General features: G+C 62.3%; 26 protein-coding genes. 13 read left to right on the plus strand and 13 right to left on the minus strand.

Annotation, left to right across the window (positions count from 1 at the left end; genetic code table 11):
• Window positions 1-14: 14 nt before the first annotated feature.
• The gene (locus tag ACZ5BO_RS06530) at window positions 15-428 is read right to left on the minus strand and encodes a VOC family protein (protein ID WP_025131621.1); all 414 of its coding nucleotides are present in this window, start codon (window positions 426-428) and stop codon (window positions 15-17) included.
• Window positions 429-474: 46 nt separating this feature from the next.
• Between ACZ5BO_RS06530 and ACZ5BO_RS06535 the strand changes: the two genes are divergently transcribed.
• Window positions 475-1,401, plus strand: coding sequence for a LysR family transcriptional regulator (locus ACZ5BO_RS06535; protein ID WP_025131620.1), 927 nt, complete (start codon window positions 475-477; stop codon window positions 1,399-1,401).
• Here the strand turns inward: ACZ5BO_RS06535 and ribD are convergent.
• The 6 genes from ribD to ACZ5BO_RS06565 form a co-directional block, all read right to left on the minus strand.
• Entirely contained in the window at window positions 1,380-2,486 is a 1,107-nt protein-coding gene (gene ribD / locus ACZ5BO_RS06540) for a bifunctional diaminohydroxyphosphoribosylaminopyrimidine deaminase/5-amino-6-(5-phosphoribosylamino)uracil reductase RibD (protein WP_464698835.1), read from the minus strand. The two genes, ACZ5BO_RS06535 and ribD, sit on opposite strands and share 22 nt — an antisense overlap.
• Entirely contained in the window at window positions 2,483-4,186 is a 1,704-nt protein-coding gene (locus ACZ5BO_RS06545) for a WD40 repeat domain-containing protein (RefSeq protein WP_464698837.1), read from the minus strand. Before ACZ5BO_RS06545 ends, ribD begins: the two co-directional genes overlap by 4 nt.
• Window positions 4,187-4,266: 80 nt before the next feature.
• Window positions 4,267-4,866: a GTP cyclohydrolase II gene (locus tag ACZ5BO_RS06550; RefSeq protein ID WP_025131617.1), complete on the minus strand. Its 600-nt coding sequence runs from the start codon at window positions 4,864-4,866 to the stop codon at window positions 4,267-4,269.
• 65 nt (window positions 4,867-4,931) lie between these two features.
• Window positions 4,932-5,939 (minus strand): formylglycine-generating enzyme family protein, encoded by a 1,008-nt coding sequence (locus ACZ5BO_RS06555; RefSeq protein WP_464698839.1) that lies wholly within the window; start codon window positions 5,937-5,939, stop codon window positions 4,932-4,934.
• 54 nt (window positions 5,940-5,993) lie between these two features.
• The gene (locus ACZ5BO_RS06560; protein ID WP_025131615.1) at window positions 5,994-6,734 is read right to left on the minus strand and encodes a class I SAM-dependent methyltransferase; all 741 of its coding nucleotides are present in this window, start codon (window positions 6,732-6,734) and stop codon (window positions 5,994-5,996) included.
• A gap of 99 nt (window positions 6,735-6,833) precedes the next feature.
• Window positions 6,834-7,280, minus strand: a complete 447-nt coding sequence (locus ACZ5BO_RS06565; protein ID WP_025131614.1) for a DMT family transporter — start codon at window positions 7,278-7,280, stop codon at window positions 6,834-6,836.
• A gap of 229 nt (window positions 7,281-7,509) precedes the next feature.
• On the opposite strand from ACZ5BO_RS06565, the gene moaC reads away from it, so the two are divergent.
• Genes moaC through moaE form a run of 3 tightly spaced genes read left to right on the plus strand, consistent with a single transcriptional unit; the run spans window position 7,510 to window position 8,676 of the window.
• Window positions 7,510-7,983, plus strand: coding sequence for a cyclic pyranopterin monophosphate synthase MoaC (gene moaC / locus ACZ5BO_RS06570; RefSeq protein WP_464698842.1), 474 nt, complete (start codon window positions 7,510-7,512; stop codon window positions 7,981-7,983).
• Entirely contained in the window at window positions 7,980-8,222 is a 243-nt protein-coding gene (locus ACZ5BO_RS06575; protein ID WP_464698844.1) for a MoaD/ThiS family protein, read from the plus strand. The genes moaC and ACZ5BO_RS06575 overlap by 4 nt, the downstream gene beginning before the upstream one ends.
• A 1-nt stretch (window position 8,223) precedes the next feature.
• The gene (gene moaE / locus ACZ5BO_RS06580) at window positions 8,224-8,676 is read left to right on the plus strand and encodes a molybdopterin synthase catalytic subunit MoaE (RefSeq protein WP_025131611.1); all 453 of its coding nucleotides are present in this window, start codon (window positions 8,224-8,226) and stop codon (window positions 8,674-8,676) included.
• A 94-nt stretch (window positions 8,677-8,770) separates the two neighbouring features.
• On the opposite strand, the gene rhlB is transcribed toward moaE, so the two are convergent.
• Together rhlB and ACZ5BO_RS06590 are read right to left on the minus strand one after the other, a co-directional pair.
• Window positions 8,771-10,261 (minus strand): ATP-dependent RNA helicase RhlB, encoded by a 1,491-nt coding sequence (gene rhlB, locus ACZ5BO_RS06585; protein ID WP_464698846.1) that lies wholly within the window; start codon window positions 10,259-10,261, stop codon window positions 8,771-8,773.
• A gap of 97 nt (window positions 10,262-10,358) precedes the next feature.
• Window positions 10,359-11,015: an alpha/beta hydrolase gene (locus ACZ5BO_RS06590; RefSeq protein WP_025131609.1), complete on the minus strand. Its 657-nt coding sequence runs from the start codon at window positions 11,013-11,015 to the stop codon at window positions 10,359-10,361.
• 475 nt (window positions 11,016-11,490) lie between these two features.
• On the opposite strand from ACZ5BO_RS06590, the gene ACZ5BO_RS06595 reads away from it, so the two are divergent.
• From ACZ5BO_RS06595 to ACZ5BO_RS06610, 4 genes are all read left to right on the plus strand, one after another.
• Window positions 11,491-12,519 (plus strand): amino acid ABC transporter substrate-binding protein, encoded by a 1,029-nt coding sequence (locus ACZ5BO_RS06595; protein ID WP_025131608.1) that lies wholly within the window; start codon window positions 11,491-11,493, stop codon window positions 12,517-12,519.
• 65 nt (window positions 12,520-12,584) lie between these two features.
• Window positions 12,585-13,766 carry an amino acid ABC transporter permease gene (locus tag ACZ5BO_RS06600; protein ID WP_025131607.1) on the plus strand — a complete coding sequence of 394 codons (1,182 nt, stop codon included), beginning with the start codon at window positions 12,585-12,587 and terminating at the stop codon, window positions 13,764-13,766.
• A 10-nt stretch (window positions 13,767-13,776) separates the two neighbouring features.
• Entirely contained in the window at window positions 13,777-14,874 is a 1,098-nt protein-coding gene (locus ACZ5BO_RS06605; protein WP_025131606.1) for an amino acid ABC transporter permease, read from the plus strand.
• 10 nt (window positions 14,875-14,884) lie between these two features.
• Window positions 14,885-15,649, plus strand: coding sequence for an amino acid ABC transporter ATP-binding protein (locus ACZ5BO_RS06610; RefSeq protein WP_041116093.1), 765 nt, complete (start codon window positions 14,885-14,887; stop codon window positions 15,647-15,649).
• A 65-nt stretch (window positions 15,650-15,714) separates the two neighbouring features.
• On the opposite strand, the gene ACZ5BO_RS06615 is transcribed toward ACZ5BO_RS06610, so the two are convergent.
• Together ACZ5BO_RS06615 and ACZ5BO_RS06620 are read right to left on the minus strand one after the other, a co-directional pair.
• Window positions 15,715-16,197 (minus strand): type II toxin-antitoxin system MqsA family antitoxin, encoded by a 483-nt coding sequence (locus ACZ5BO_RS06615; protein ID WP_464698850.1) that lies wholly within the window; start codon window positions 16,195-16,197, stop codon window positions 15,715-15,717.
• Window positions 16,194-16,505, minus strand: a complete 312-nt coding sequence (locus ACZ5BO_RS06620) for a type II toxin-antitoxin system MqsR family toxin (RefSeq protein ID WP_464698852.1) — start codon at window positions 16,503-16,505, stop codon at window positions 16,194-16,196. The genes ACZ5BO_RS06615 and ACZ5BO_RS06620 overlap by 4 nt, the downstream gene beginning before the upstream one ends.
• 165 nt (window positions 16,506-16,670) lie before the next feature.
• On the opposite strand from ACZ5BO_RS06620, the gene ACZ5BO_RS06625 reads away from it, so the two are divergent.
• The 5 genes from ACZ5BO_RS06625 (at window position 16,671) to ACZ5BO_RS06645 (ending at window position 20,582) form a co-directional block, all read left to right on the plus strand.
• Complete coding sequence (locus ACZ5BO_RS06625; protein ID WP_025131604.1) at window positions 16,671-17,330, plus strand: FadR/GntR family transcriptional regulator; 660 nt, start codon at window positions 16,671-16,673, stop codon at window positions 17,328-17,330.
• Window positions 17,331-17,343: 13 nt separating this feature from the next.
• On the plus strand, window positions 17,344-18,615 hold the full coding sequence (locus ACZ5BO_RS06630) for a CynX/NimT family MFS transporter (protein ID WP_025131603.1): 1,272 nt from the start codon (window positions 17,344-17,346) through the stop codon (window positions 18,613-18,615).
• Window positions 18,616-18,714: 99 nt separating this feature from the next.
• Complete coding sequence (locus ACZ5BO_RS06635; RefSeq protein ID WP_025131602.1) at window positions 18,715-19,185, plus strand: nuclear transport factor 2 family protein; 471 nt, start codon at window positions 18,715-18,717, stop codon at window positions 19,183-19,185.
• Between the two features lie 53 nt (window positions 19,186-19,238).
• Entirely contained in the window at window positions 19,239-19,559 is a 321-nt protein-coding gene (locus ACZ5BO_RS06640; protein ID WP_025131601.1) for a GIY-YIG nuclease family protein, read from the plus strand.
• Window positions 19,560-19,646: 87 nt separating this feature from the next.
• Window positions 19,647-20,582, plus strand: a complete 936-nt coding sequence (locus ACZ5BO_RS06645; RefSeq protein ID WP_025131600.1) for a glutathione S-transferase family protein — start codon at window positions 19,647-19,649, stop codon at window positions 20,580-20,582.
• An 80-nt stretch (window positions 20,583-20,662) separates the two neighbouring features.
• Here ACZ5BO_RS06645 and ACZ5BO_RS06650 read toward each other — a convergent pair whose 3' ends face one another.
• Window positions 20,663-21,019: a glutaredoxin family protein gene (locus tag ACZ5BO_RS06650; RefSeq protein WP_025131599.1), complete on the minus strand. Its 357-nt coding sequence runs from the start codon at window positions 21,017-21,019 to the stop codon at window positions 20,663-20,665.
• Entirely contained in the window at window positions 21,019-22,023 is a 1,005-nt protein-coding gene (gene yejK, locus ACZ5BO_RS06655; RefSeq protein WP_464698856.1) for a nucleoid-associated protein YejK, read from the minus strand. Before yejK ends, ACZ5BO_RS06650 begins: the two co-directional genes overlap by 1 nt.
• Between the last annotated feature and the right edge of the window lie 234 nt (window positions 22,024-22,257).

Consider the following 22,257-nt stretch of genomic DNA (forward strand, 5'->3'; position numbering starts at 1 on the left):
AGTCGATTGCAGTTTCAGTAGATCGGCCAGCAGCCGGGGGTCAGCAGCTCGACAAGGTTCTGGTCCGGATCGCGGAAGTAGATGCTCGAGCCGCCCTTGGGCCACTCGGTGCGCCCCTCCAGGGGAATGCCGGCGCGGGCCAGGCGTTCCTTCCAGGCCGGCATGTCCTGCTGGTCGATGGCGAAGCACACGTGGATGCGCCCGCTGGCGTCGTGGGGCGGGATCTCGCCGCCGCTGAGGTATTTGGTCTGCAGGGAGGCCCCCCGCTTGAACAGCAACAGGGTATTCTGGTCGCCGATGTTGAGCGCCACCAGAACATCGCTCTTGACCATGACCTCCAGTTGGAAGGTTTGCGCGTAGAATTGCTGCGCAATGTCGAGATCGTTCACGTAGAGGGCTGTTTCAATAATTCGTTTGAGTTGAAGCATGTGTTGCTCCTTTTGGGACGTTGCTCCCTGAGTTGGAAATGACAGGATGGTCACGGTCTTACTGCGTAATATCGATTTGAACCTGTTGGTGGTGCTTGACGCGCTGCTGACCGAAAAACACGTCACCCGCACCGCCTTGCGCCTGCACTTGAGCCAGCCGGCAATCAGCCACTCGCTGGGCAAGTTGCGCGTGCTGCTGGACGATCCGATCCTGATTCGCCGCGGCAGCGAACTGGTGCTCAGTTCCCTGGCGAAGAACATCCAGGAACCGCTGCGGGAAATCCTCAGCCAGATCGAAACCCTGTTCGGTAAGTCCATCGACTTCGACCCTGCCAGCTCCCAGCGCATCTTCACCCTGGCAATGTCCGACTATGGCGCGGCGATCATCCTGCCCAGCCTGCTGGTGCGTTTGCGCCGCGACGCGCCGAACACCACCTTGCTGGTCACCCAGGACAGTCGGCACGGCATGTTCGAGCAGGTGTCCCAGGGCAAGATCGACCTGGCCCTGGGGGTGTTTCCCAATCTCTCGGGCGACATCTCCACCGAGGTGCTGTTCGAGGAAACCTTCTCCTGCCTCCTGGACCGCCGCACCCTGCCGGCCGATGGCGTACTGGACCTGGACAGTTACCTGGCCCGGCCCCACATCCTGGTGTCGATGGACGGCAGCGCCAATGGCGAGGTGGACAGCCTGCTGCGCGACGAGGGGCTGCAGCGGCGGATTGCCGTCAGCGTGCCCCACTGGCGCACTGCGCCGAGCATGATCCATAACACCGACCTGATCCTTACGGTGGCGACCCGGACCCTGGACGATGCACTGCTCAATCAGGACCTGGTCCAGTTGCGACCGCCGCTGCCGATTCCGCCGTTTCCCTTTGTGCAGATCTGGCACCAGCGTTTCGACAATGAGCCGGCCCATGTCTGGTTGCGCGAGCAGGTCAAGCAGGTGGTGGCTCATAGCGCGCTCGGCGGCTGAGCCGGGCGCAGGCGCAGGCGCAGATCCGGCCCCAGCTGGCTGACGTCGTACAAGCTGAAGTCCAGGGTCTGTTCCAGACGCTCGAACAGCGGCAGGTGCACCAGTGGGCGTGCCAGGTCGCCCAGCAGGCGCGGGGCGACGTACAGCAGCAGCTCATCCACCAGTTGCGCCTGGAGCAGGCTGCCGGCCAGCGTCGGTCCGGCCTCGACCATCAGGTCGTGCAAGCCGCGCCGGCTGAGATCGAGCATCAGCTGCTGCAGGTCCAGGCCCTGTTCATCTGCGGGAAGGCCCAGCACTTGCGGGTTGTCCGCACTGGCCAGGGGGCTGTCGCGGTGCACCACATGCAGGCTCGGCGCCTGGCCGTCGAATACTCGGGCCGTCGGCGGCACCCGTCCCTGGCTGTCGAGGATCACCCGCACCGGCGGCAGGGCCTGGGCCGAGGACAGCTGGCGCACGGTCAGTTGCGGATCATCGGCGAGGACCGTGCCACTGCCGGTCAGGATCGCCGAACTGCGGGCCCGCCAATACTGCACATCGGCCCGTGCGCGGTCGCTGGTGATCCACTTCGAACGCCCGTTGTCCAGGGCCGTGCGCCCGTCCAGGCTCATGCCCATCTTCAGTTGGACCCAGGGCCGCTGGCGCCGCACCGTGGATAGAAACCCCCGGTTCAGTTCCTGCGCCGCTGATTCCAGCAGGCCGACCCGAACCTCGATCCCGGCGTTGCGCAGGTGGCTGATGCCCTGGCCGTTGACCTGCTTGAACGGGTCCTGGTGGGCCACCACCACACTGCTCACACCGCTGTCGATCAGGGCCTGGTGACAGGCCCCGGTACGCCCGACATGGCTGCAGGGCTCCATGGTCACGTAGGCGGTGGCGCCCCGCGCCAGGCTGCCGGCCTGGCGCAGGGCGAACACTTCGGCGTGGGGCCCGCCCGCCTGGCGATGCCAGCCCTCGCCGACCACCTGCGAGCCGTGGGCGATCACGCAGCCCACCCGCGGGTTGGGCCAGGTGGAGTGGCTGCCCCGCTCGGCCAGCAGCAATGCATGCTGCATGTGCTGGAAGTCGAGCTCGCTGAAATAGCTCATGAGCGCGACGACTGGGCGGCGGCCGGAGGGTTGATCGGATAGATCCGGCCATCGTAGGCACTGGCCAGGAAACCCTCGCCGCTGGCATCGTGGATCAGGCACGAAATGCCGCTGGCGGTGGGTTTCTCGACGCTTGCCCACACGCGCTTGTCCAGGTCGAAGACTGCCACGGTGCCGCCGTAGCTGCCGGTGGCAATCAGTGAACGGTCCTTGGAGATGGCGATGCACTTGATCGAGTGGCTGTGGGGCGTGTCGAACACCTCGCTGGCCCCATCGCGCCACAGGCGCAGTTTCAAGTCGCGGCCAATGCTGGCGAACCCGCCCTGGATCTGCGTGCAGCCGTTGGAAATCCGCTCGTGGGCCTTGTCCAGGTAGGTTTCCAGTTCGAAGTCGGCGATCCGGAAGAACGCCGCCGCCGCAGTGGCGCAGACGCTGAACAGGTAGGTTTCGTCGGCGGCGATGCCCTTGATGGCGTTCTCGTGCATGCGCACCTCGGTGAGGAAGCGCGGCTGCTGGTGTTCCAGGGAGAAAATCAGCGCCTCGCCGGTGTAGGTGCCGATGGCCGCGTGCAACTGACCGTCCTTGATGAAGGTGGTCCCGCAGTTCAGGGGCGAGCGATGCTGATGCAGCACGGCGCCGGTACGGGCGTCGAACACGCTGCCCATCTGGCCGCCGGTGAGCACGCTGTCGCCAAAGGGCAGCAGGAAGTTGCACAGGCTGCCGGCGTTGACGCTGGCCTGGCCGTTGATGTGCAGGGTGCCGGCATCGCCGATGCTGTAGACGTCTTCGCCGACCACGGCCACGGCGTTGAGGCTGATCGCCGGCTCGATACCGTCCAGATCCCAGGTCTGGGTGGCAAAGTCCCAGGTGGCGTAGCTGGAGCCGAAGGTGACGAAGGCGATGCGGTGGCTGCCCAGCAGGGCGCAGCTGCGTGGCCAGATGATGCTCGGCAGCGAGGTCTCGGCGGTCTTGGCCAGGGTGCCGTCCTGCCCCAGGTGCCAGAGCATCACGGAGCGGTCGTAGCTGAGGCTGATCAGCAGGCGCTGGGCGTCGTTCCAGATGATGCGCTTGATCCCGGCGCTGTGGGCGGGCTGCAGTTGCCTGCCGGTGGGGCTGATGATGGAAATCTTGCCCTCGTCGTCACCGGCGAAAATGATGCCTTCGCGTGACAGGGCCACGGTGTCGGTTTCCACCCCGCCCAGGTCGATGGCTTCCAGTTGCTGCCCAGTGTTGGCGTCCCAGCGGCGGATCGAGCCGTCATCGCTGCTCGACACCAGGGTCTGGCCGTCGGCGGCCCAGCACACCGAGATCACGTCGGCGGTGTGGCCCAGGAGGATCTTCCGGGTCTGGCCGCTGAGGTCGAACAGACGAATGCTGTGGTCGCGCGAGCAGGTGGCGATGGTCTGGCCGTCAGGGGAGAACGCCGCCATCTCGATGTCGTCGTCATGGCCGATCAGCACGCTCTTCAGGCGCAGGGACGGCACCTCCCAGACCCGTGCGGTGTAGTCGCTGCTGGCACTGACCAGCAGGGTGCCGGTGGCGTTGAAGGCGCACTGGTTGGCCAGGTGGTCGTGGAGTACCCGCTGGATCGGGGTCTTGGTCCTGGCGTCCCAGAGAATGACCTGGTTGTCGTAGCCGGCGGTGGCAACGTAGGTGTCCTTGAAGGTGGCGATACCGCTGATAGGCCCGAAATGTCTCATGATTATTATCCTTAATAATTGGGTTGGCTTATTGCGGGCAGCCGTCCCCCTTTCCGCAGGGGCGGGGGAGGCTGGCTCGGCTACTTGAGCAGGTCGATGACGTGGTTTTTCTTGTCTTTCTTGGCTTGCAGGTAGTGGGTGTTGTGCCGGGTGAGGAAGACCCCGGTGGGGATGATGGTGTCTACCGCAATGCCGTTGTCCTTGAGGGACTGGACCTTGTCCGGGTTGTTGGTGATCAGGCGGCAGGTATGCACGTTGACCGCTTTGAGCATCTTGGCGGCCATGGAGAAGTCCCGGCCGTCCTCGGGGAAGTTCAAGTGGCTGTTGGCTTCGAAGGTGTCCATGCCGCCGTCTTGCAGGCGATAGGCATCCAGCTTGGCGTACAGGCCGATTCCGCGCCCTTCCTGGCGCAGGTAGATCAGGTAGCCGCCTTCTTCCTGCATGCGGGAAATCGACTCGCTGAGCTGTGGCCCGCAATCGCACCGCTGGGACTGGAAGACATCCCCGGTCAGGCATTCGGAGTGAATGCGTACCAGGGGACTGCGGTCATTGACCGGTCCCAGTTTGATCAAGATGTGTTCCTGCGCAGCATCCAGGCCGCTGAAGCTGTAGAAGATGCCCGGAATGGTCGAGTCATTCAGCGGTATGTTGACCTGGTTTCTGACACTGAGGCTGTTCATGGATATCCCTTCCGTTCTCTGATGTCGAACGTGTAATTGTTTGGCAGTAAAAGTGAAGTTGCGCGTTAGAGGCTCTCGGCGAGCCGGAAGCCCATGACGTAGATCTCCCTTGGGTATTTGCCGTGTCTACGGCAGTTGCGAGCCAGATCGCGAAAGCGCGTGAAGCTGCCGCCGCGGGCTATTCGGTGAGTGCCGACCACGGTCACCAGATCGTCGGTGACGGCCTTGCCGCCGGGGTAGGGGGCGTAGTCGTCAGCAACGTACTCCTCGACGTTGCCGGCCATGTCCATACAGCCGAAGGGGGAGGCGCCTTCCGGCAGGGCCCCCACCGGGGTGGTGGTGAACAGGCCCATTTCCGCGGTGTTGGCGTGCAGCGGCAAGAAGCGCTCACCCCAGGGGAACTCGAGGTTTTCATGGCCGGCGGCGGCAAACTCCCACTCCGCTTCCGTGGGCAGGCGGAATGCCCGGCCGGTGCGCTCGGACAGCCAGCGGGCATAGGCGTCGGCGTCCTCGGCGCTCAGGCCATAGACCGGGTGGTTGGCGCGCTCGCTGGGGAACTGGCCAAACTGCCAGTTGCCCGGGATCGCCGGATGCTGTGAGTCTTCAAGAAAGGCCCGGTATTCCAGGTTGGTCACCGGGTACTTGCCGATGCCATAGGGCTGCAGCTCGACCGCGTGGCGGGGCGCTTCCTTTTCAATCCAGCTGCGATCCAGTCCCAGGCCCTGCATGGTCTGCATCACCTTGGGGATCGCCGACTCCTCCAGACCGATCTCGACGAGACCGCCCTCGATGGTGATCATCGGCGGGTTGAGCACATTCAGGCGCGGGTCCATGGTCTGCGCCAGGAGGCGAGCCGAGGCCAGCCGCCAGGACAGGGGCGAGTCAGGGTTTTCCACCCCCAGGGCCAGCTGTTCGGCTGATTTGTCCGACAGCTGTCGCCAGACGGCCAGTGGCAGTGAAAGCTCGGCGCCTGGCTGGAAATGTTCCGCAAGGCCCATCAATTGCCTGTCGGTCATTTCCGCTGTCAGGGGGCCGTCGAACACTGGCCAGTGAGCAAAACCCTTGGAATTCATAGTACTTCTTGTCCTGCATCTGATTGAGGTGGAGTGGGCGAGAGCGCATGTCGCTCAGAGGGTGCAGATCAGCCCGGTTTGCAGGCAGTTGCGTTCGAAGTCGTCCCAGTAGCCTTGAGGATGCTTGGCGCGGTTGGCCACGGAGATGATCGGCTTTTGCCATTGGAGCTTGGAGAAGCCCGCCTTGAGGATGGCGTGCTCGTAGGTGTCGCGGCTCCAGCGATGGAAGGTGAAGGCGCTCGGCGGTTGGGTGACGAATTCGGCGTTGTGCCGGTAGCCGCCGGCGTGGGGCTGTTCATCGAGCACGTGGACACCGTACTTGGTGAAGTTGCCGCGCTGCAGCTGGAAGCCCGGGTCCACGGTGTAGGCAATCAGCTTGCCGCCGGGCACCATGTTCCTGGCCACCACCTTGAACATGGCTTCCAGCTCTTGTGGCGATTGCGCGTAGTTGAACAGCCAGGCCGCGGTGACACGGTCGAAGTTCCCCAGCACCCCCATGTCGCAGACGTTGGCGACGTGGTACTCGATGGTTTCCCCGTTGCGGGCCGACTCCTTGCGGGCCAACTCGATCATTGACGAGGAGATGTCCACCCCCACCACTTTGCTGGCGCCCTGGTGATACAGCTCACGGCCGAAGTAACCGAAGCCGCAGGCCAGGTCGAGGACGGACTTGCCCTTGATGTCCCCGACCATGTGGAAGAAGGTCTCGGTCTCTACCGAGCGTTGCGAAGCGGTATCGGTAAAGTCTTCAAAGCGTTCACCGATGGAATCATAAGTTGCAGTTTGGCTGGTCATTGTTCACCTATCTGGTCGGCTGGATGTTCTTGATTTTCCGAAGCGGAAATAAGTGGGCAGATTATTTCTGAGGAGTGTCGGGTGTTGTGTTGTTACTGGTTATCCGCGAGTGGTGATGACGAATCCGCTGATGACCACTAATACGCCAATCAGTTTTTGTGTACTTATTGTTTGGCGTGGAAGTCCTACCAGACCGAAATAGTCGATGAGCAACGAAATGATCAGTTGTCCGACAATAACCGTCATGATGAAGTTGAGGGCCCCGAGACGTGGCGCCATCAGCAGGGCGACGGTGATGTAGAACACCCCGGCGATCCCGCCCATCCAGATCCACCAGGGGCCGTCCTGTGCCGCAGCAAAGTTTGGGCGTGGAACTTTTATAAAAAGGATAACAATAGTAAGTGCAAGGAGGCTGACAAGTAGTGAAACTCCGGTGGCCCATAAGGGATGGCCCAGTAAGTTTCCAAGTCTGGAGTTTGTTCCTGCTTGAAGTGGAACTGCAAAGCCGGCCAGGAGACTTAATAAGATTGATATTAGAAATGCCATGTTGTTGAGTTTCCTTTTTTGTGGATTTGTACTTTCATTAGTTTATTGGCGCCAATTCTTTGTTCTAATGAACGGTATTCGTGCCACTGATTGTCTGACTGAGGAGGGGCCTGGCGAACGGGTCGCAGCCGTAGGGACAGGGGCTTTGCGCGCTGCCCTCCAGGCGAGCGAGGATGCGTAAAGCTGACTTGCAGGTTTACAATCGCTGCACCTGATCAGGAGTAATGCCGTGCTGACTCATCTCGATTCCCAAGGTCGCGCCAATATGGTCGACGTCACCGACAAGGCCGTGACGTTCCGCGAGGCGGCGGCTGAAGCGCGGGTGCGCATGCTTGCGTCAACCCTGCAGATGATCGTCAGTGGCGGCCATCCCAAGGGCGATGTGTTCGCCGTGGCACGGATTGCCGGGATCCAGGCCGCGAAGAAGACCAGTGACCTGATTCCGCTGTGCCATCCGCTGATGCTCACCAGCGTCACGGTCGAGCTCAGTGCCGAGGGCGAGGACTGCGTGCGCATCGTGGCGCGCTGCAAGCTGTCCGGGCAGACCGGGGTGGAAATGGAGGCATTGACCGCCGCCAGCGTTGCCGCGCTGACGATCTATGACATGTGCAAGGCCGTGGACCGGGGCATGGTCATCGAGGGCGTGCGGGTGCTGGAGAAGCTAGGCGGCAAGAGCGGCCATTACCAGGTGTCCGAAGCATGAAGATCCAGGTGAAATTCTTTGCCCGCTATCGCGAGGCACTGGGGCTCGACGGGCTGGAGATCGAAGGGGCGTTCGCCTGTGTCGATGATGTGCGTCGGGCGCTGTTGTCCCGCGAAGACGCGGCAGTGCTGGCTGAGCAGAACCTGATGTGTGCCCGCAACGAAGAGTTGTGCCAGCTGGATGAACCGCTGCTGGACGGTGACGAAGTGGCGTTCTTTCCCACCGTGACCGGAGGTTGAGATGGCGATTCGTGTGCAGCCTGCAGCCTTTGACCCCGGTGCCGAAGTCAACGCCATGCACGCGGCGAATGCCGGTGTGGGGGCGGTGGTGAGCTTCGTCGGCTACGTGCGCGACTTCAACGATGGGCAGGAGGTGCGGGGAATGTTCCTTGAGCATTACCCGGGCATGACCGAGAAGGCCCTGGCGAAGATTGCCGTGGAGGCCGAGCAGCGCTGGCCCTTGCTCAAGCTGGAAGTGCTGCACCGTATTGGAGCCCTGGAACCCGGCGAGCCGATCGTCTTCGTCGCGGCGGCCAGCGCTCATCGTCAGGCGGCGTTCGATGCCTGTGCCTTTGTCATGGATTATCTCAAGACTCGGGCGCCATTCTGGAAGAAGGAGCAGACCGCCGAGGGCCCGCGCTGGGTCGAGGGGCGCGCCAGCGACCATGCCGCGGCCGATCGCTGGACGCCTTGAGCGTTGCTGCCCGGCGCTCCGGCAGGGCAGGCCAGGCAGGCAAAAAAAAACGCAGCCCGAGGGCTGCGTTTTTGATCGTGCGGGGACCTCAGGCTTACGGGCGTTTGCGCTCCACGGGGCGCAGTAGCTCGACCGGAGGCATCTCGCAGCTGATCTTGCGCCCCAGCAGGGCCTCGATCGATGGCAACTGGTAGGAGTCGTCCTCGCCGGCAAAGCTGATGGACACGCCATCGGCACCGGCCCGACCGGTACGACCGATGCGGTGCACGTAGTCGTCCGGGACTTCCGGCAGGGTGAAATTGATCACGTGGCTGATGCCGTCGATGTGAATCCCGCGGCCGGCCACGTCGGTGGCCACCAGGACTCGGATCTTGCCTTCGCGAAAGCCTTCCAGGGTCTTGATCCGCTTGTGCTGCGGTACGTCGCCGGACAACTGGGCGGCGTTCACGCCATCGCGTACCAGGCGTTCCTCGATGCGCCGCACTTCATCCTTGCGGTTGGCGAAGACCATCACCCGCTCCCAGCCATTGTCGTTGACCAGGTTGTACAACAGCTTGTACTTGTCGGCGCCGGCCACTGCATAGATGTGCTGTTCGACGTTGGCGTTGGCCACGTTCTCGGCTTCGATCTCGACGATCGCAGGTTCCGTGGTCCACTGCTTGGCCAGGTTCATCACGTCGTCGGTGAAGGTCGCGGAGAACAGCAGGGTCTGGCGCTCGCTCTTGGGCGGGGTCTGGCGAATGATCTGTCGCACCTGGGGGATGAAGCCCATGTCGAGCATCCGGTCGGCTTCGTCCAGCACCATCACCTCGACCATGTCCAGGTGCACGTCGCCGCGCTGGTTGAAGTCCAGCAGACGGCCCGGGGTAGCGACCAGGATGTCGCAATGGCGGGCTTCGAGGTGCTTGAGCTGCTTGTCGAAATCCATGCCACCGACGAAGGTCATCACGTTGAGGCCGGTGTACTTGGTCAGCGCCGCGGCGTCCTTGGCGATTTGCACCACCAGCTCTCGAGTCGGGGCGATGATCAGTGCCCGCGGTTCACCCATGTAGCGCTCTTTGGGTGGAGGGGTCTGCAGCAGCTGAGTGATGATCGAGACCAGGAAGGCGGCGGTCTTGCCGGTGCCGGTCTGGGCCCGGCCGATGGCGTCCTTGCCCGCCAGGGTGTAGCCCAGCACCTGGGCCTGGATCGGCGTGCAATAAGGAAAGCCCAGGTCCTGGATGGCGTGCATCAGTTCCGGTGCGAGTTTGAAGTCGTGGAAACGGGTCTTGCCTTCCTGGGGTTCAACCACGAAATCTTCGAGTTTCCAGGTACTCACCGGCGGTTTCGGAGCACGTGGACGGCGCGGCTGTTCAGCCTTGGGTTGCTCGGCCTTGGGCTTTTCCTGGCGCGGTGCTCTGGGAGCGGAAGGGGCGGCCGGTGTGTTCACCGGTTCTTTTTTAGCTGCGGTAGCGGGTGCGCTCCGTTCCGGCTGACGGCCGTCATTGCGGCTGCTGGAACTGGGGGAAGGGGCACTGGGGCTAGGCGCGAGCGGCTCAGCCTCGCTTTTACCGAAGATTTTCTTGAGTGCTTTGAGCACGGTCATCTCATCAATTGGTTAAGGAATGTACGCCGGCCAGTGTAATGCAAGAAACGGGCGCGGCGTAGTCTGTTGCTCGTGGGGCGGGTGCACGGCGGATTTTCTAGCGCAAACGCTCGCCCAGCCAGGTGCCGATGTCGCGGATTTCCTCGGGTAACACCTCGTGTTCCATTGGGTATTCCTGCCATGTCACGGTGACACCATGCTGCTTGAGGTACTCATACGCCGTGCGGCCCATGGCGTTCTGCACCACTTCGTCGTACTGGCCGTGCAGCGACAGCACCGGAATGCGTTGCTGGCTGGCGGAAAGTTGCAGTTCATCGCTGAAGGTCGGGGCGTAGGTGGACAGGGCAAGTACGCCACCCAGTGGACCCTGCCATTTGAGGAAGGCGGTGTGCAGTACCACGGCGCCGCCCTGGGAAAAACCGGCGAGGAAAATTCGCGATGCGTCTATTCCGCTGGCGCGTTGTTCTTCGATCAGTCTGATCACCTCGTCAGAGGATTCTTCCAGCTGTTCACGGCTGATGGCGCGCGCCGGGTTCATGGCCAGAATGTCGTACCAGCTGGGCATGGCATACCCGCCATTGATGGTCACCGCGCGAGTCGGCGCCTGAGGCAGCACGAAACGCGTGCTCAAGAGTGTTTCTTGCAGCATCTCGGCTACCGGCAGGAAGTCGTAACGGTCCGCTCCCAGGCCATGAAGCCAGATCACACAGGCGTCTGCGGGCTTGCTGGGCTGAAGAATCAAGGGCTCGGTCATGGCTGCTCCATTTGTGTGCGTGCGCGCCCATTGTGTGCATGGTTGAAGGGCGCGCCCGGTTGATCGGTGAAGAAGATGTCGCACGGTTGAACGTTTTGCTATTGACCACTGGCTGAAACGCTTAAGTCGAGACTGTGGTACGGGCTTTGCTATGGCTCAGCAAGAGGAGTCGAAGTGAGAGCGCTCTTTGCCGCCGGTAACACTAACAGGCTACCGCGAGCGATGGGATAGCAAGCTCCTCTGATGGACGTTCGCCAATGGCCGCTACGAGCTTTGCGAACTGCAAGGGGCAACCGCCCGTTCGGCCGATTGGTGAGCAGTAGGTCACCCTTTATGTGGATTTCTCCTACTAGACTCATAGCGAAGGTCTTACGCCGCTTGACCCTATAAAAAAGCCTACACGGGTCAATAGCGCCTCATAAGGGTGCGGCAGGACTCAAGCTCCGACACAACAAGAGCAAAATTGGAGGTTTGAATGAAGATGTTGAAATCCACCCTGGCCGTTGTCACCGCGGCCGCGGTTCTGGGTATGAGTGGGTTCGCACAGGCGGGTGCGACCCTGGATGCAGTGCAGAAGAAAGGTTTCGTACAGTGCGGCGTCAGCGACGGTTTGCCGGGTTTCTCGGTACCGGACGCCACCGGCAAGATCCTCGGCATCGATGCCGACGTCTGCCGTGCAGTGGCCGCTGCAGTATTCGGCGACGCGACCAAGGTCAAGTTCAGCCAGTTGAATGCCAAGGAGCGCTTCACCGCGTTGCAATCCGGCGAGATCGACGTGCTGTCGCGCAACACCACCTGGACCAGCTCCCGCGATGCCGGCATGGGCCTGATGTTTGCGGGCGTCACCTATTACGACGGCATCGGTTTTTTGGTGAACAACAAGCTGGGCGTGAAAAGTGCCAAGGAACTGGACGGTGCGACCATCTGCATTCAGGCCGGTACGACTACCGAGCTGAACGTGTCGGACTACTTCCGTGGTAATGGCCTGAAATACACCCCGATCACCTTCGATACCTCCGATGAAAGTGCCAAGTCGCTGGAGTCCGGCCGTTGCGATGTGCTGACTTCCGACAAGTCCCAACTCTATGCACAACGCAGCAAGCTGGCCTCTCCGAGCGACTACGTCGTACTGCCGGAAACCATCTCCAAGGAGCCTCTGGGCCCGGTGGTGCGCAAGGGCGATGAAGAGTGGTTCAGCATCGTCAAGTGGACCCTGTTCGCCATGCTCAACGCCGAAGAGGCGGGCGTCACTTCGAAGAACGTCGAAGCCGAAGCCAAGTCCACCAAGAACCCTGATGTTGCACGTCTGCTGGGCGCGGACGGTGAATACGGCAAAGACCTGAAACTGCCGAAGGACTGGGTAGTACAGATCGTCAAGCAAGTAGGTAACTACGGTGAAGTGTTCGAGAAAAACCTCGGCAAGAGCACGCCACTGGCCATCGACCGCGGCCTGAACGCGCTGTGGAACAACGGCGGCATCCAATACGCACCACCTGTGCGCTGATGGTTCTATCACCCGGCGGGCCAACCGCCGGGTGATGTTCTGTTCCATTATTCCTGGGGCACTTCATGCAAAATACAATCGGCGCACCCAAGCAGAGGCTTAGCCTCAGCGATCCCCGTGTGCGCGCCTGGTTATTCCAGATCATCACCCTGGTGGCGGTGGTTTCGCTGGGCTGGTTTCTGTTCGACAACACCCAAACCAATCTCCAGCACCGGGGTATCACCTCGGGTTTCGACTTTCTTGAGCGCAGCGCCGGTTTCGGCATCGCTCAACACCTGATTGCCTACACCGAAGCGGACAGTTATGCCCGGGTCTTCGTCATCGGCCTGCTCAACACTTTGCTGGTGACCTTTATCGGGGTGATCCTGGCGACCTTGCTGGGGTTCATCATCGGGGTGGCGCGGCTGTCGCCGAACTGGATCATCAGCAAGCTGGCCACGGTGTATGTGGAGGTGTTCCGCAACATCCCGCCGCTGCTGCAGATCCTGTTCTGGTACTTCGCGGTGTTCCTGACCATGCCGGGGCCGCGTAACAGTCACAACTTCGGCGATACCTTCTTCGTCAGCAGTCGTGGCCTGAACATGCCGGCGGCGCAGATGGCGCCGGGGTTCTGGGCCTTCGTCGCGAGTGTGGCGCTGGCCATCGTCGCCATCGTGCTGATGTGCCGCTGGGCCAACAAGCGCTTTGAAGCCACCGGCGTGCCGTTCCACAAGTTCTGGACCGGCCTGGCATTGCTGCTGGTGATTCCGGCGCTGTGCACGCTGGCCTTCGGCTCGCCGGTGCACTGGGAGTTGCCGAAGCTGCAAGGCTTCAACTTCGTCGGCGGCTGGGTGCTGATTCCTGAACTCCTGGCCCTGACCCTGGCCCTGACCGTCTACACCGCGGCGTTCATCGCCGAGATCGTGCGTTCGGGGATCAAGTCGGTGAGTCACGGCCAGACCGAGGCGGCCCGCTCCCTGGGGCTGCGCAACGGTCCGACCCTGCGCAAGGTGATCATCCCCCAGGCCCTGCGGGTGATCATTCCGCCGTTGACCAGCCAGTACCTGAACCTGGCGAAGAACTCGTCCCTGGCGGCCGGTATCGGCTACCCGGAAATGGTCTCGCTGTTCGCCGGCACGGTGCTCAACCAGACCGGCCAGGCGATCGAGGTCATTGCCATCACCATGAGCGTGTACCTGGCGATCAGCATCAGCATTTCCCTGCTGATGAACTGGTACAACAAGCGCATTGCGCTGATCGAGCGGTGAGGAAGCGCCCATGACGACTCATACTTTCAAGCCCGATATGCCGCCGCCCAGCAGCAGTATCGGCGTCCTGGCGTGGATACGCGCCAACCTGTTCTCCAACTGGCTCAACACCCTGTTGACCCTGTTCGCCTTCTACCTGATCTACCTGGTGGTGCCGCCGCTCCTGCATTGGGCGATCCTCGACGCCAACTGGGTCGGCAGCAGCCGTGCCGACTGCACCAAGGACGGTGCCTGCTGGGTGTTCATCCAGCAGCGTTTCGGCCAGTTCATGTATGGCTACTACCCGGTGGAACTGCGCTGGCGGGTGGACTTGACCGTGTGGCTGGCGGTGATCGGCGTGGCGCCGTTGTTCATCTCGCGCTTTGCCCGCAAGGCGATCTACGGCCTGTGTTTCCTGGTGTGGTACCCGGTGGTGGCCTACACCCTGCTGCACGGTGGCTACCTGGGCCTGAGCACCATCGCCACCAGCCAGTGGGGCGGGCTGATGCTGACCCTGGTGATCGCCACCGTGGGCATTGCCGGAGCCTTGCCTCTGGGCATCCTGCTGGCATTGGGGCGGCGTTCCAACCTGCCGGCGATTCGCGTGGTCTGCGTGACCTTCATCGAGTTCTGGCGCGGCGTGCCGCTGATCACGGTGCTGTTCATGTCGTCGGTGATGCTGCCGTTGTTCCTGCCCGAAGGCATGAACTTCGACAAGCTGCTGCGGGCGCTGATCGGGGTGATCCTGTTCCAGTCGGCCTATGTGGCCGAGGTGGTGCGCGGCGGCCTGCAAGCCATTCCCAAGGGCCAGTACGAAGCCGCCGCGGCCATGGGCCTGGGTTACTGGCGGGCCATGGGCCTGGTGATTTTGCCCCAAGCCCTGAAGCTGGTGATTCCCGGCATCGTCAATACCTTCATCGCCCTGTTCAAGGACACCAGCCTGGTGATCATCATCGGCCTGTTCGACCTGCTCAACAGCGTCAAGCAAGCCGCCGCCGACCCCAAATGGCTGGGCATGGCCACCGAAGGCTATGTCTTCGCGGCCCTGGTGTTCTGGATTTTCTGTTTTGGTATGTCCCGCTACTCCATGCACCTGGAGCGTAAGTTGGACACAGGCCACAAGCGTTAGGAGTACCTCCATGAGTGAAGCGAGCAAAAAGCCTGTGGGCCCTGAAGGCATTATTCAGATGCAGGGTGTGAACAAGTGGTACGGCCAGTTCCACGTGCTGAAGGACATCAACCTCAACGTTCGCCAGGGCGAGCGCATTGTCCTGTGCGGGCCTTCGGGTTCGGGCAAGTCGACCACCATCCGCTGCCTCAACCGCCTGGAAGAACACCAGCAGGGGCGCATCGTGGTGGATGGCGTGGAACTGACCAACGACCTCAAGCAGATCGAGGCCATCCGCCGGGAAGTGGGCATGGTGTTCCAGCACTTCAACCTGTTCCCGCACCTGACCATCCTGCAGAACTGCACCCTGGCGCCGATGTGGGTGCGCAAGATGCCCAAGCGCAAGGCCGAGGAAATCGCCATGCATTACCTGGAGCGGGTGCGGATTCCCGAGCAGGCCAACAAGTACCCGGGCCAGCTCTCCGGTGGCCAGCAGCAGCGGGTGGCGATTGCCCGGGCACTGTGCATGAAGCCCAAGATCATGCTGTTCGACGAACCCACCTCGGCCCTGGACCCGGAAATGGTCAAGGAGGTGCTGGACACCATGATCGGCCTGGCCGAAGACGGCATGACCATGCTCTGCGTGACCCACGAAATGGGCTTTGCCCGCACCGTGGCCAACCGGGTGATCTTCATGGACAAGGGCGAGATCGTCGAGCAGGCAGCCCCCAACGACTTCTTCGACAACCCGCAGAATGATCGCACCAAGCTGTTCCTGAGCCAGATCCTGCATTGATCCTGCTGCAGGGTCCGCGCTGAAGATAAACCCGGACTGGCTCCGGGTTTATTTTTGCCCGGCGTTCAACTGCCGGCCGCGCCGCGCTGTGCTTCGGGTAGGTCGCTGGAGGCAGAGGGCGCCAGTTGCGGGGCGCTGAGATCCAGTACGTCCTTCATCAACTGCGGGTGGCGGTCCAGCAGACGCATCAGCATGTACAAGGGCTGGGGGGCACTGACTTCGCCACGCTCATAGCGGGAAAAGGCATTGTGTCCACCGCCCGACAGCAGCCTGACCGCTTCTTTCTGGGAGAGCTGCAGCTTGCGGCGGATGCGTTTCATGTCTGCGGCGACGATCTGCCGGTAATCCTCCAGCAATTGATCGCCCGCGGCGGCGTAGCGTTCTGCGCTGGCGGCGTCGAATTCGATCTCACCGCATGCCTGGCATTGCCAACCGGCCAGGCCATGGAGGTGACGCAACAGGTGCCGGTAGTCGATGAGCTCGCTGCGCTGCTCGAACGCCAGCATGCCGGTCGGGGCGCCGCAGCTGTAGCACTGTTGTCGTTTCATGTCTCTGCCTCCTTGAAGGAGATCACGGGAGGCCCTATGCCGGGGCGATGGGTGATCCTGATGTAGAGCGTCCGGTTGTCGATGCCGGTGTAATACACGTCCTGCCACAGCCGGTGATCGCAATAGGTGGTCATCGATTTGTAGAACATGCTGCCCTGGAGTCCGGCTATCACTCGTTGCATGGCGGCCAAGGACAATCCGAGTTCTTTGCCGCAGAGCAACGCGCTTCGCGTGAAGGCTTGTGCCCCCTGCCGAACCACCTGCGCATTGATCAGCGAGAGGTCGTGATGAGGTGTTTTCTTTTCCATGAAGCACCTTTAATGCCTGATTGAAATTACCCTTAAAGGGTTTTTTGTCAAGGCCTGTTTGACATGGCGAAAGTGCCTCCTCCAGCCTAAAACGTTGAACTCTCGGAAAAGCCTGAATACCATGTCGGGCAATTCGTCCGATGATTGGATGAAAGAGTGAGTTCAATGAGCGAAATTTCCCCCCTGATCAAACGTTCCCTGGTTGACCAGGCCCTGGAACAGCTGCGCTTGCGCATCACCAATGGCGCCTGGAGCGTTGGCCAGCGCCTGCCTACCGAACCGGAGCTGGCCAGTGAGCTGGGCATCAGCCGCAATACCGTGCGTGAAGCCATGCGGGTGCTGGCGTTCTCCGGGCTGATCGAAATCCGCCAGGGCGACGGCAGCTACCTGCGGGCCGTGGCCGACCCCCTGGACATGCTCCAGGCCCTGTCCCAATGCTCCCTGGAGCAGGCCCGGGAAACCCGGCAGATCCTTGAAGTGGAGGCGGTGGGCCTTGCGGCCCTGCGTCGTACCGACGAGGACCTGCGCGCCCTGAACGAAGCCTTGCAGGCCAGCGACGGGCATTTTCATGGTGATCTGGAAAGCTACATCGCCTGCGACCTGGTGTTTCATCAGGGCCTGGTGGATGCCGCGCACAATCCGACCCTCAGTCAGCTGTACCGCTATTTCTCCAGTGTGGTGGGCGCCCAGTTGCGCCAGACCTTGATGGTCACGCCGCGCCGCCAGGACGTCTTCGATCTTCACCAGCACCTGCTGGATGCCATCGAGCAGGGCGACCCCGAGCGGGCCAAGAACCTTTCCCGCCAGTTGATCAACGAATCCTGAACCCGAGACCTTTATGCCCAACCACCAGGCCCCCCCGAACACCCTGTCGCCTCCAGAGTTGCTGATCGACGCCGAGGCCGATGACGAAGAGGTGCAGCAGGCACCGCCTCCCTTGCACCGGCCCTGGCTGTTGCTGCTGGGCCTGATCCTGGTGGCACTGAACCTGCGACCGGCGCTGTCGAGCATGGCGCCGCTGCTCAGTGATGTATCGCAGAACCTTGGCCTGTCGGCGGCCAAGGCGGGGCTGCTGACCACTTTGCCGGTGCTGTGCCTGGGCTTGTTTGCACCAATGGCGCCCTTGCTGGCGCGGCGTTTTGGCGCCGAACGAGTGGTGCTGGGGATCTTGCTGACCCTGGCGGCGGGGATTGTGCTGCGCAGCTCGTTCGGCGAGTTCGGGGTGTTCGCCGGGAGCATCCTGGCGGGCGCCAGTATCGGCGTGATCGGCGTACTGTTGCCGGGCATCGTCAAGCGCGACTTCGCCCGGCACGCGGGCACCATGACCGGGGTCTACACCATGGCCCTGTGCCTGGGGGCGGCCATGGCGGCCGGTGCCACCGTGCCCTTGAGCCATCACTTCGACGATAGCTGGGCCATGGGATTGGGCTTCTGGGTGGTGCCGGCACTGGTGGCGGTGCTGTTCTGGCTGCCGCAAGTGCGGCAGAAGCACGGTGCCCACCATGTGGCGTTCCGGGTGCGGGGCTTGCTGCGTGATCGTCTGGCCTGGCAAGTGACCTTGTACATGGGCATGCAATCTTCCCTGGCCTACATCGTGTTTGGCTGGCTGCCGTCGATCCTCATCGGTCGTGGGCTGACCCCGACCCAGGCCGGGCTGGTGCTGTCCGGTTCTGTGATCGTGCAGTTGGCCAGTTCGCTGGCGGCCCCCTGGCTGGCGACCCGAGGCAAGGACCAGCGCCTGGCCATTGTGATCGTGATGCTGATGACCCTGGGCGGCCTGTTCGGCTGCCTGTATGCGCCGCTCGAAGGGCTGTGGGGCTGGGCGATCCTGCTGGGCCTGGGGCAGGGCGGCACCTTCAGCCTGGCCCTGACCCTGATCGTGCTGCGTTCCCGCGACTCCCATGTGGCGGCCAACCTGTCGAGCATGGCCCAGGGCATCGGCTACACCCTGGCCTCCATGGGGCCGTTCGCGGTGGGCCTGGTGCACGACTGGACCGGCGGTTGGAACGCCGTCGGCTGGATCTTCGCCGTGCTGGGCAGCGGCGCGATCATCGCCGGGCTCGGTGCCGGTCGCGCGCTGCATGTGCAGGTGCAAAGCGAGAGAATCTGATGAGGCTCACTGGCGGTATTTGCCTGGCAAATGCCGATAGTGTTCTGCAGGGTTGCGGATTATTGTGCAGGCATTCCCTTGCCCTTGCGGAGCCTACCCATGAGTGATGCCCATCGCGCCCTGATTACCGAGTTCTACCAGGCCTTCCAGCGCCTGGACGCCGAGGCCATGAGCGCCTGCTACACCGAGGATGTGCGGTTCAGTGATCCGGCCTTTGGCGAGTTGCGTGGTCGTGATGCTGGCGACATGTGGCGCATGCTCACCACCCGGGCCAAGGACTTCTCCCTGAGCTTCGACCAGGTCCGCGCCGACGAGCGCTCCGGTGGCGCGCACTGGGTTGCCACTTACCTGTTCAGCCAGACCGGCAACACCGTGGTCAACGATATCCAGGCACGCTTCGTGTTTCGCGACGGCAAGATCTGCGAGCACCACGATCATTTCGACATGTGGCGCTGGGCCCGCCAGGCCCTGGGCACCAAGGGTCTGTTGCTGGGCTGGACGCCCCTGCTGAAAAACGCGGTTCGCGCCCAGGCGCGCAAGGGGCTCAAGGCCTTCCAGAGCGGTCGCTGAAAGCCATCCTCTGATAAGATCGCGGCTCGTTTCCACATGTCTCGATACCTTTTGTGACCAGCCCTCTTTCAACTCCCGGTGCCGAAGCGGTGCTACCTGCAACTGACCCCAAACCCTGGTTTGTGTATCTGGTGCGGGCGGCCAATGGCGCCCTGTACTGCGGTATCAGCGACGACCCGGTGAAACGCTTCGCCAAGCACCAGAGCGGCAAGGGCGCACGTTTCTTTCTCTCCAGCCCGGCGGTGGCCCTGGTCTATACCGAGGCCTGCCGCGACAAGGGCGAGGCCCTGCGCCAGGAGCGCTTGATCAAGAAGCTCAGGAAGAGCGCCAAGGAGTGCCTGGTGGCGGCGGCCAGCGCCGCGGCATCAATCTGACTGATAGGTTCTCATCAGCTGGATCTGTAGGCCGCCGGTTGATTGCAGGCTAAGCTCAGTCCTCTTCCTACTTCGGCGGGCCGCAGCATGTCAGAGTTGATTCTTCACCATTACCCCACCTCACCTTTTGCCGAAAAAGCCCGCTTGCTGCTGGGTTTCAAGGGCCTGTCCTGGCGCTCGGTGAAGATTTCCCCGGTGATGCCCAAGCCCGACCTGACCGCCCTGACCGGTGGTTATCGCAAGACCCCGGTGTTGCAGATTGGCGCGGATATCTATTGCGATACGGCCTTGATCGCGCGGCGCCTGGAGCAGGAAAAAGCCTCGCCTGCGCTGTTTCCCGAAGGCCAGGAAATGATCAGTGCGACCTTCGCCGCCTGGGTCGATTCGGTGGTGTTCCAGCACGCGGTAACCCTGGTGTTCCAGCCTGAGTCCGCCGCCGTGCGCTTTGGCAAGCTACCGCCGGAGGCGGTCAAGGCGTTCATGGCCGACCGTGCCGGGCTGTTCAGTGGCGGCAGCGCCAGCCGGCTGCCTCTGGAGGTGGCCAAGCATCAATGGCCGGTCCTCATGGCGCGCCTGGAGCAGCAGTTGCAGCGCGAGCCCGGGGACTTTCTGTTTGGCGAACCGTCGATTGCCGACATCGCCCTGGCTCACCCTTTATGGTTCCTCAAGGGCACGCCGGTGACCGCGCCGCTGGTGGACGAGTACCCGGCGGTTGCTGCCTGGCTGGCGCGGGTTCTGGGTTTCGGTCATGGCTCCTTCACCGAGATGAGTGCCGAAGAGGCCCTGGAGGTGGCGCGCAGCGCCAGCCCGGCGGCGTTGCCGGATGAGCAGTTTGTCGACCCCAACGGCTTCAAGGCGGGCCAGCAGGTGGTGATTGCCGCCACCGATTATGGTGTCGATCCGGTGGCGGGCGAGTTGCTGTTCGCTGGCGCTGAAGAGTTGATCCTGCGCCGTGAAGACCCACGTGCCGGTGTGGTCCACGTGCACTTTCCACGGCTGGGTTTCCGCATCCAGGCCCAGTGATCCTGTAGGAGCTGGCTTGCCAGCGAAGGCGTTCTCAAGATCGATGCACGATCTGCAGGCCCTTGCGCCGGCACCGGCGCCTACCGCGGTTGCAGCGCAGCCATGATGGCATCGGGATCGTAGGTGCGAATCAGCGTGCCATTCACGTCCAGGATCGGAATCCCGGCACCGCCCAGGGCGGTGTAGGCCTGGCGTGCCTGGCTGTCTTTCTCGATATCGAACTCCTTGAAAGGGATGCCCTTCTGATCGAGAAAGCGCCGGGTGGCCTTGCAGTAGCCGCACCAGTCGGTGGCGTAGAGCACCACCCGGGCCTGGCTACGGATCTCTTGGCTGACCACCGCCGACGGGTTGAACAGCCGCTCGATCTTGCCCCAGTTCTGATAGACCACCACCACCAGCAGGATCAGCAGGAATTTCTTCAATACCCCCTGGAGCATCAGTTGCGGCGCTTGAGCTGGTCGGTCAGCTGGGTCGGCAGGCCCTTGATGATCAAGGTCCCGGCCTCTTCGTCGTACTCGATCTTCGAACCCAGCAGGTGGGCCTCGAAGCTGATGGACAGGCCTTCGGCGCGACCGGTGAAGCGGCGGAACTGGTTGAGGGTGCGCTTGTCCGCGGGGATCTCCGGCGACAGGCCGTAGTCCTTGTTACGGATGTGATCGTAGAACGCCTTGGGGCGGTCCTCGTCGATCAGTTCGGACAGCTCTTCCAGGCCCATGGGCTCGCCCAGCTTGGCCTGGCTGCTGGCATAGTCCACCAGGGTCTTGGTCTTTTCCCGGGCGGAGTCCTCCGGCAGGTCTTCGCTTTCGACGAAGTCGCTGAAAGCCTTGAGCAGGGTGCGGGTCTCGCCCGGACCGTCGACGCCTTCCTGGCAGCCGATGAAGTCGCGGAAATACTCCGAGACCTTCTTGCCGTTCTTGCCCTTGATAAAGGAGATGTACTGCTTGGACTGCTTGTTGTTCTGCCACTCGGAGATGTTGATCCGCGCCGCCAGGTGCAACTGGCCCAGGTCCAGGTGGCGGGACGGGGTCACGTCCAGTTGGTCGGTCACCGCCACGCCTTCGCTGTGGTGTAGCAGGGCGATGGCCAGGTAATCGGTCATGCCCTGTTGGTAGTGGGCGAACAGCACGTGGCCACCGGTCGACAGGTTGGATTCCTCCATCAGCTTCTGCAGGTGCTCCACCGCCATCTTGCTGAAGGCGGTGAAGTCCTGGCCGCCGTCCAGGTACTCCTTCAGCCAGCCGCTGAAGGGAAAAGCACCGGACTCGGGATGGAACAGCCCCCAGGCTTTGCCCTGTTTGGCGTTGTAGCTTTCATTGAGGTCGGCAAGCATGTTCTCGATGGCTGCGGACTCTGCCAGTTCGGAATCGCGAGCGTGGAGAACTGCAGGGCTGCCGTCGGGTTTTTTGTCGATCAGGTGGACGATGCAATGACGGATCGGCATGGGCTTCTCGGCTGGTTGAAGGGGGAGGGCGGGCTCCCCGAAAAAGTGCCCAGTGTACCGCACCCGCTGGTTTTGGCGCGGTTTGCCGGGCGATGAACGGCTCGTCGGTAAGGCTTATGCAATTTTTTACCGATTTAGAGCAATAAAGCTGACCAAATGGCTAGGTAGAGGCGGATATTTCCCCGTCTGTGTGCTAGTTTTGCCCCGTCTTACGCGATGTCTCAGCGTTAAGCG

The organism is Pseudomonas sp. FFPRI_1 (assembly GCF_055384485.1).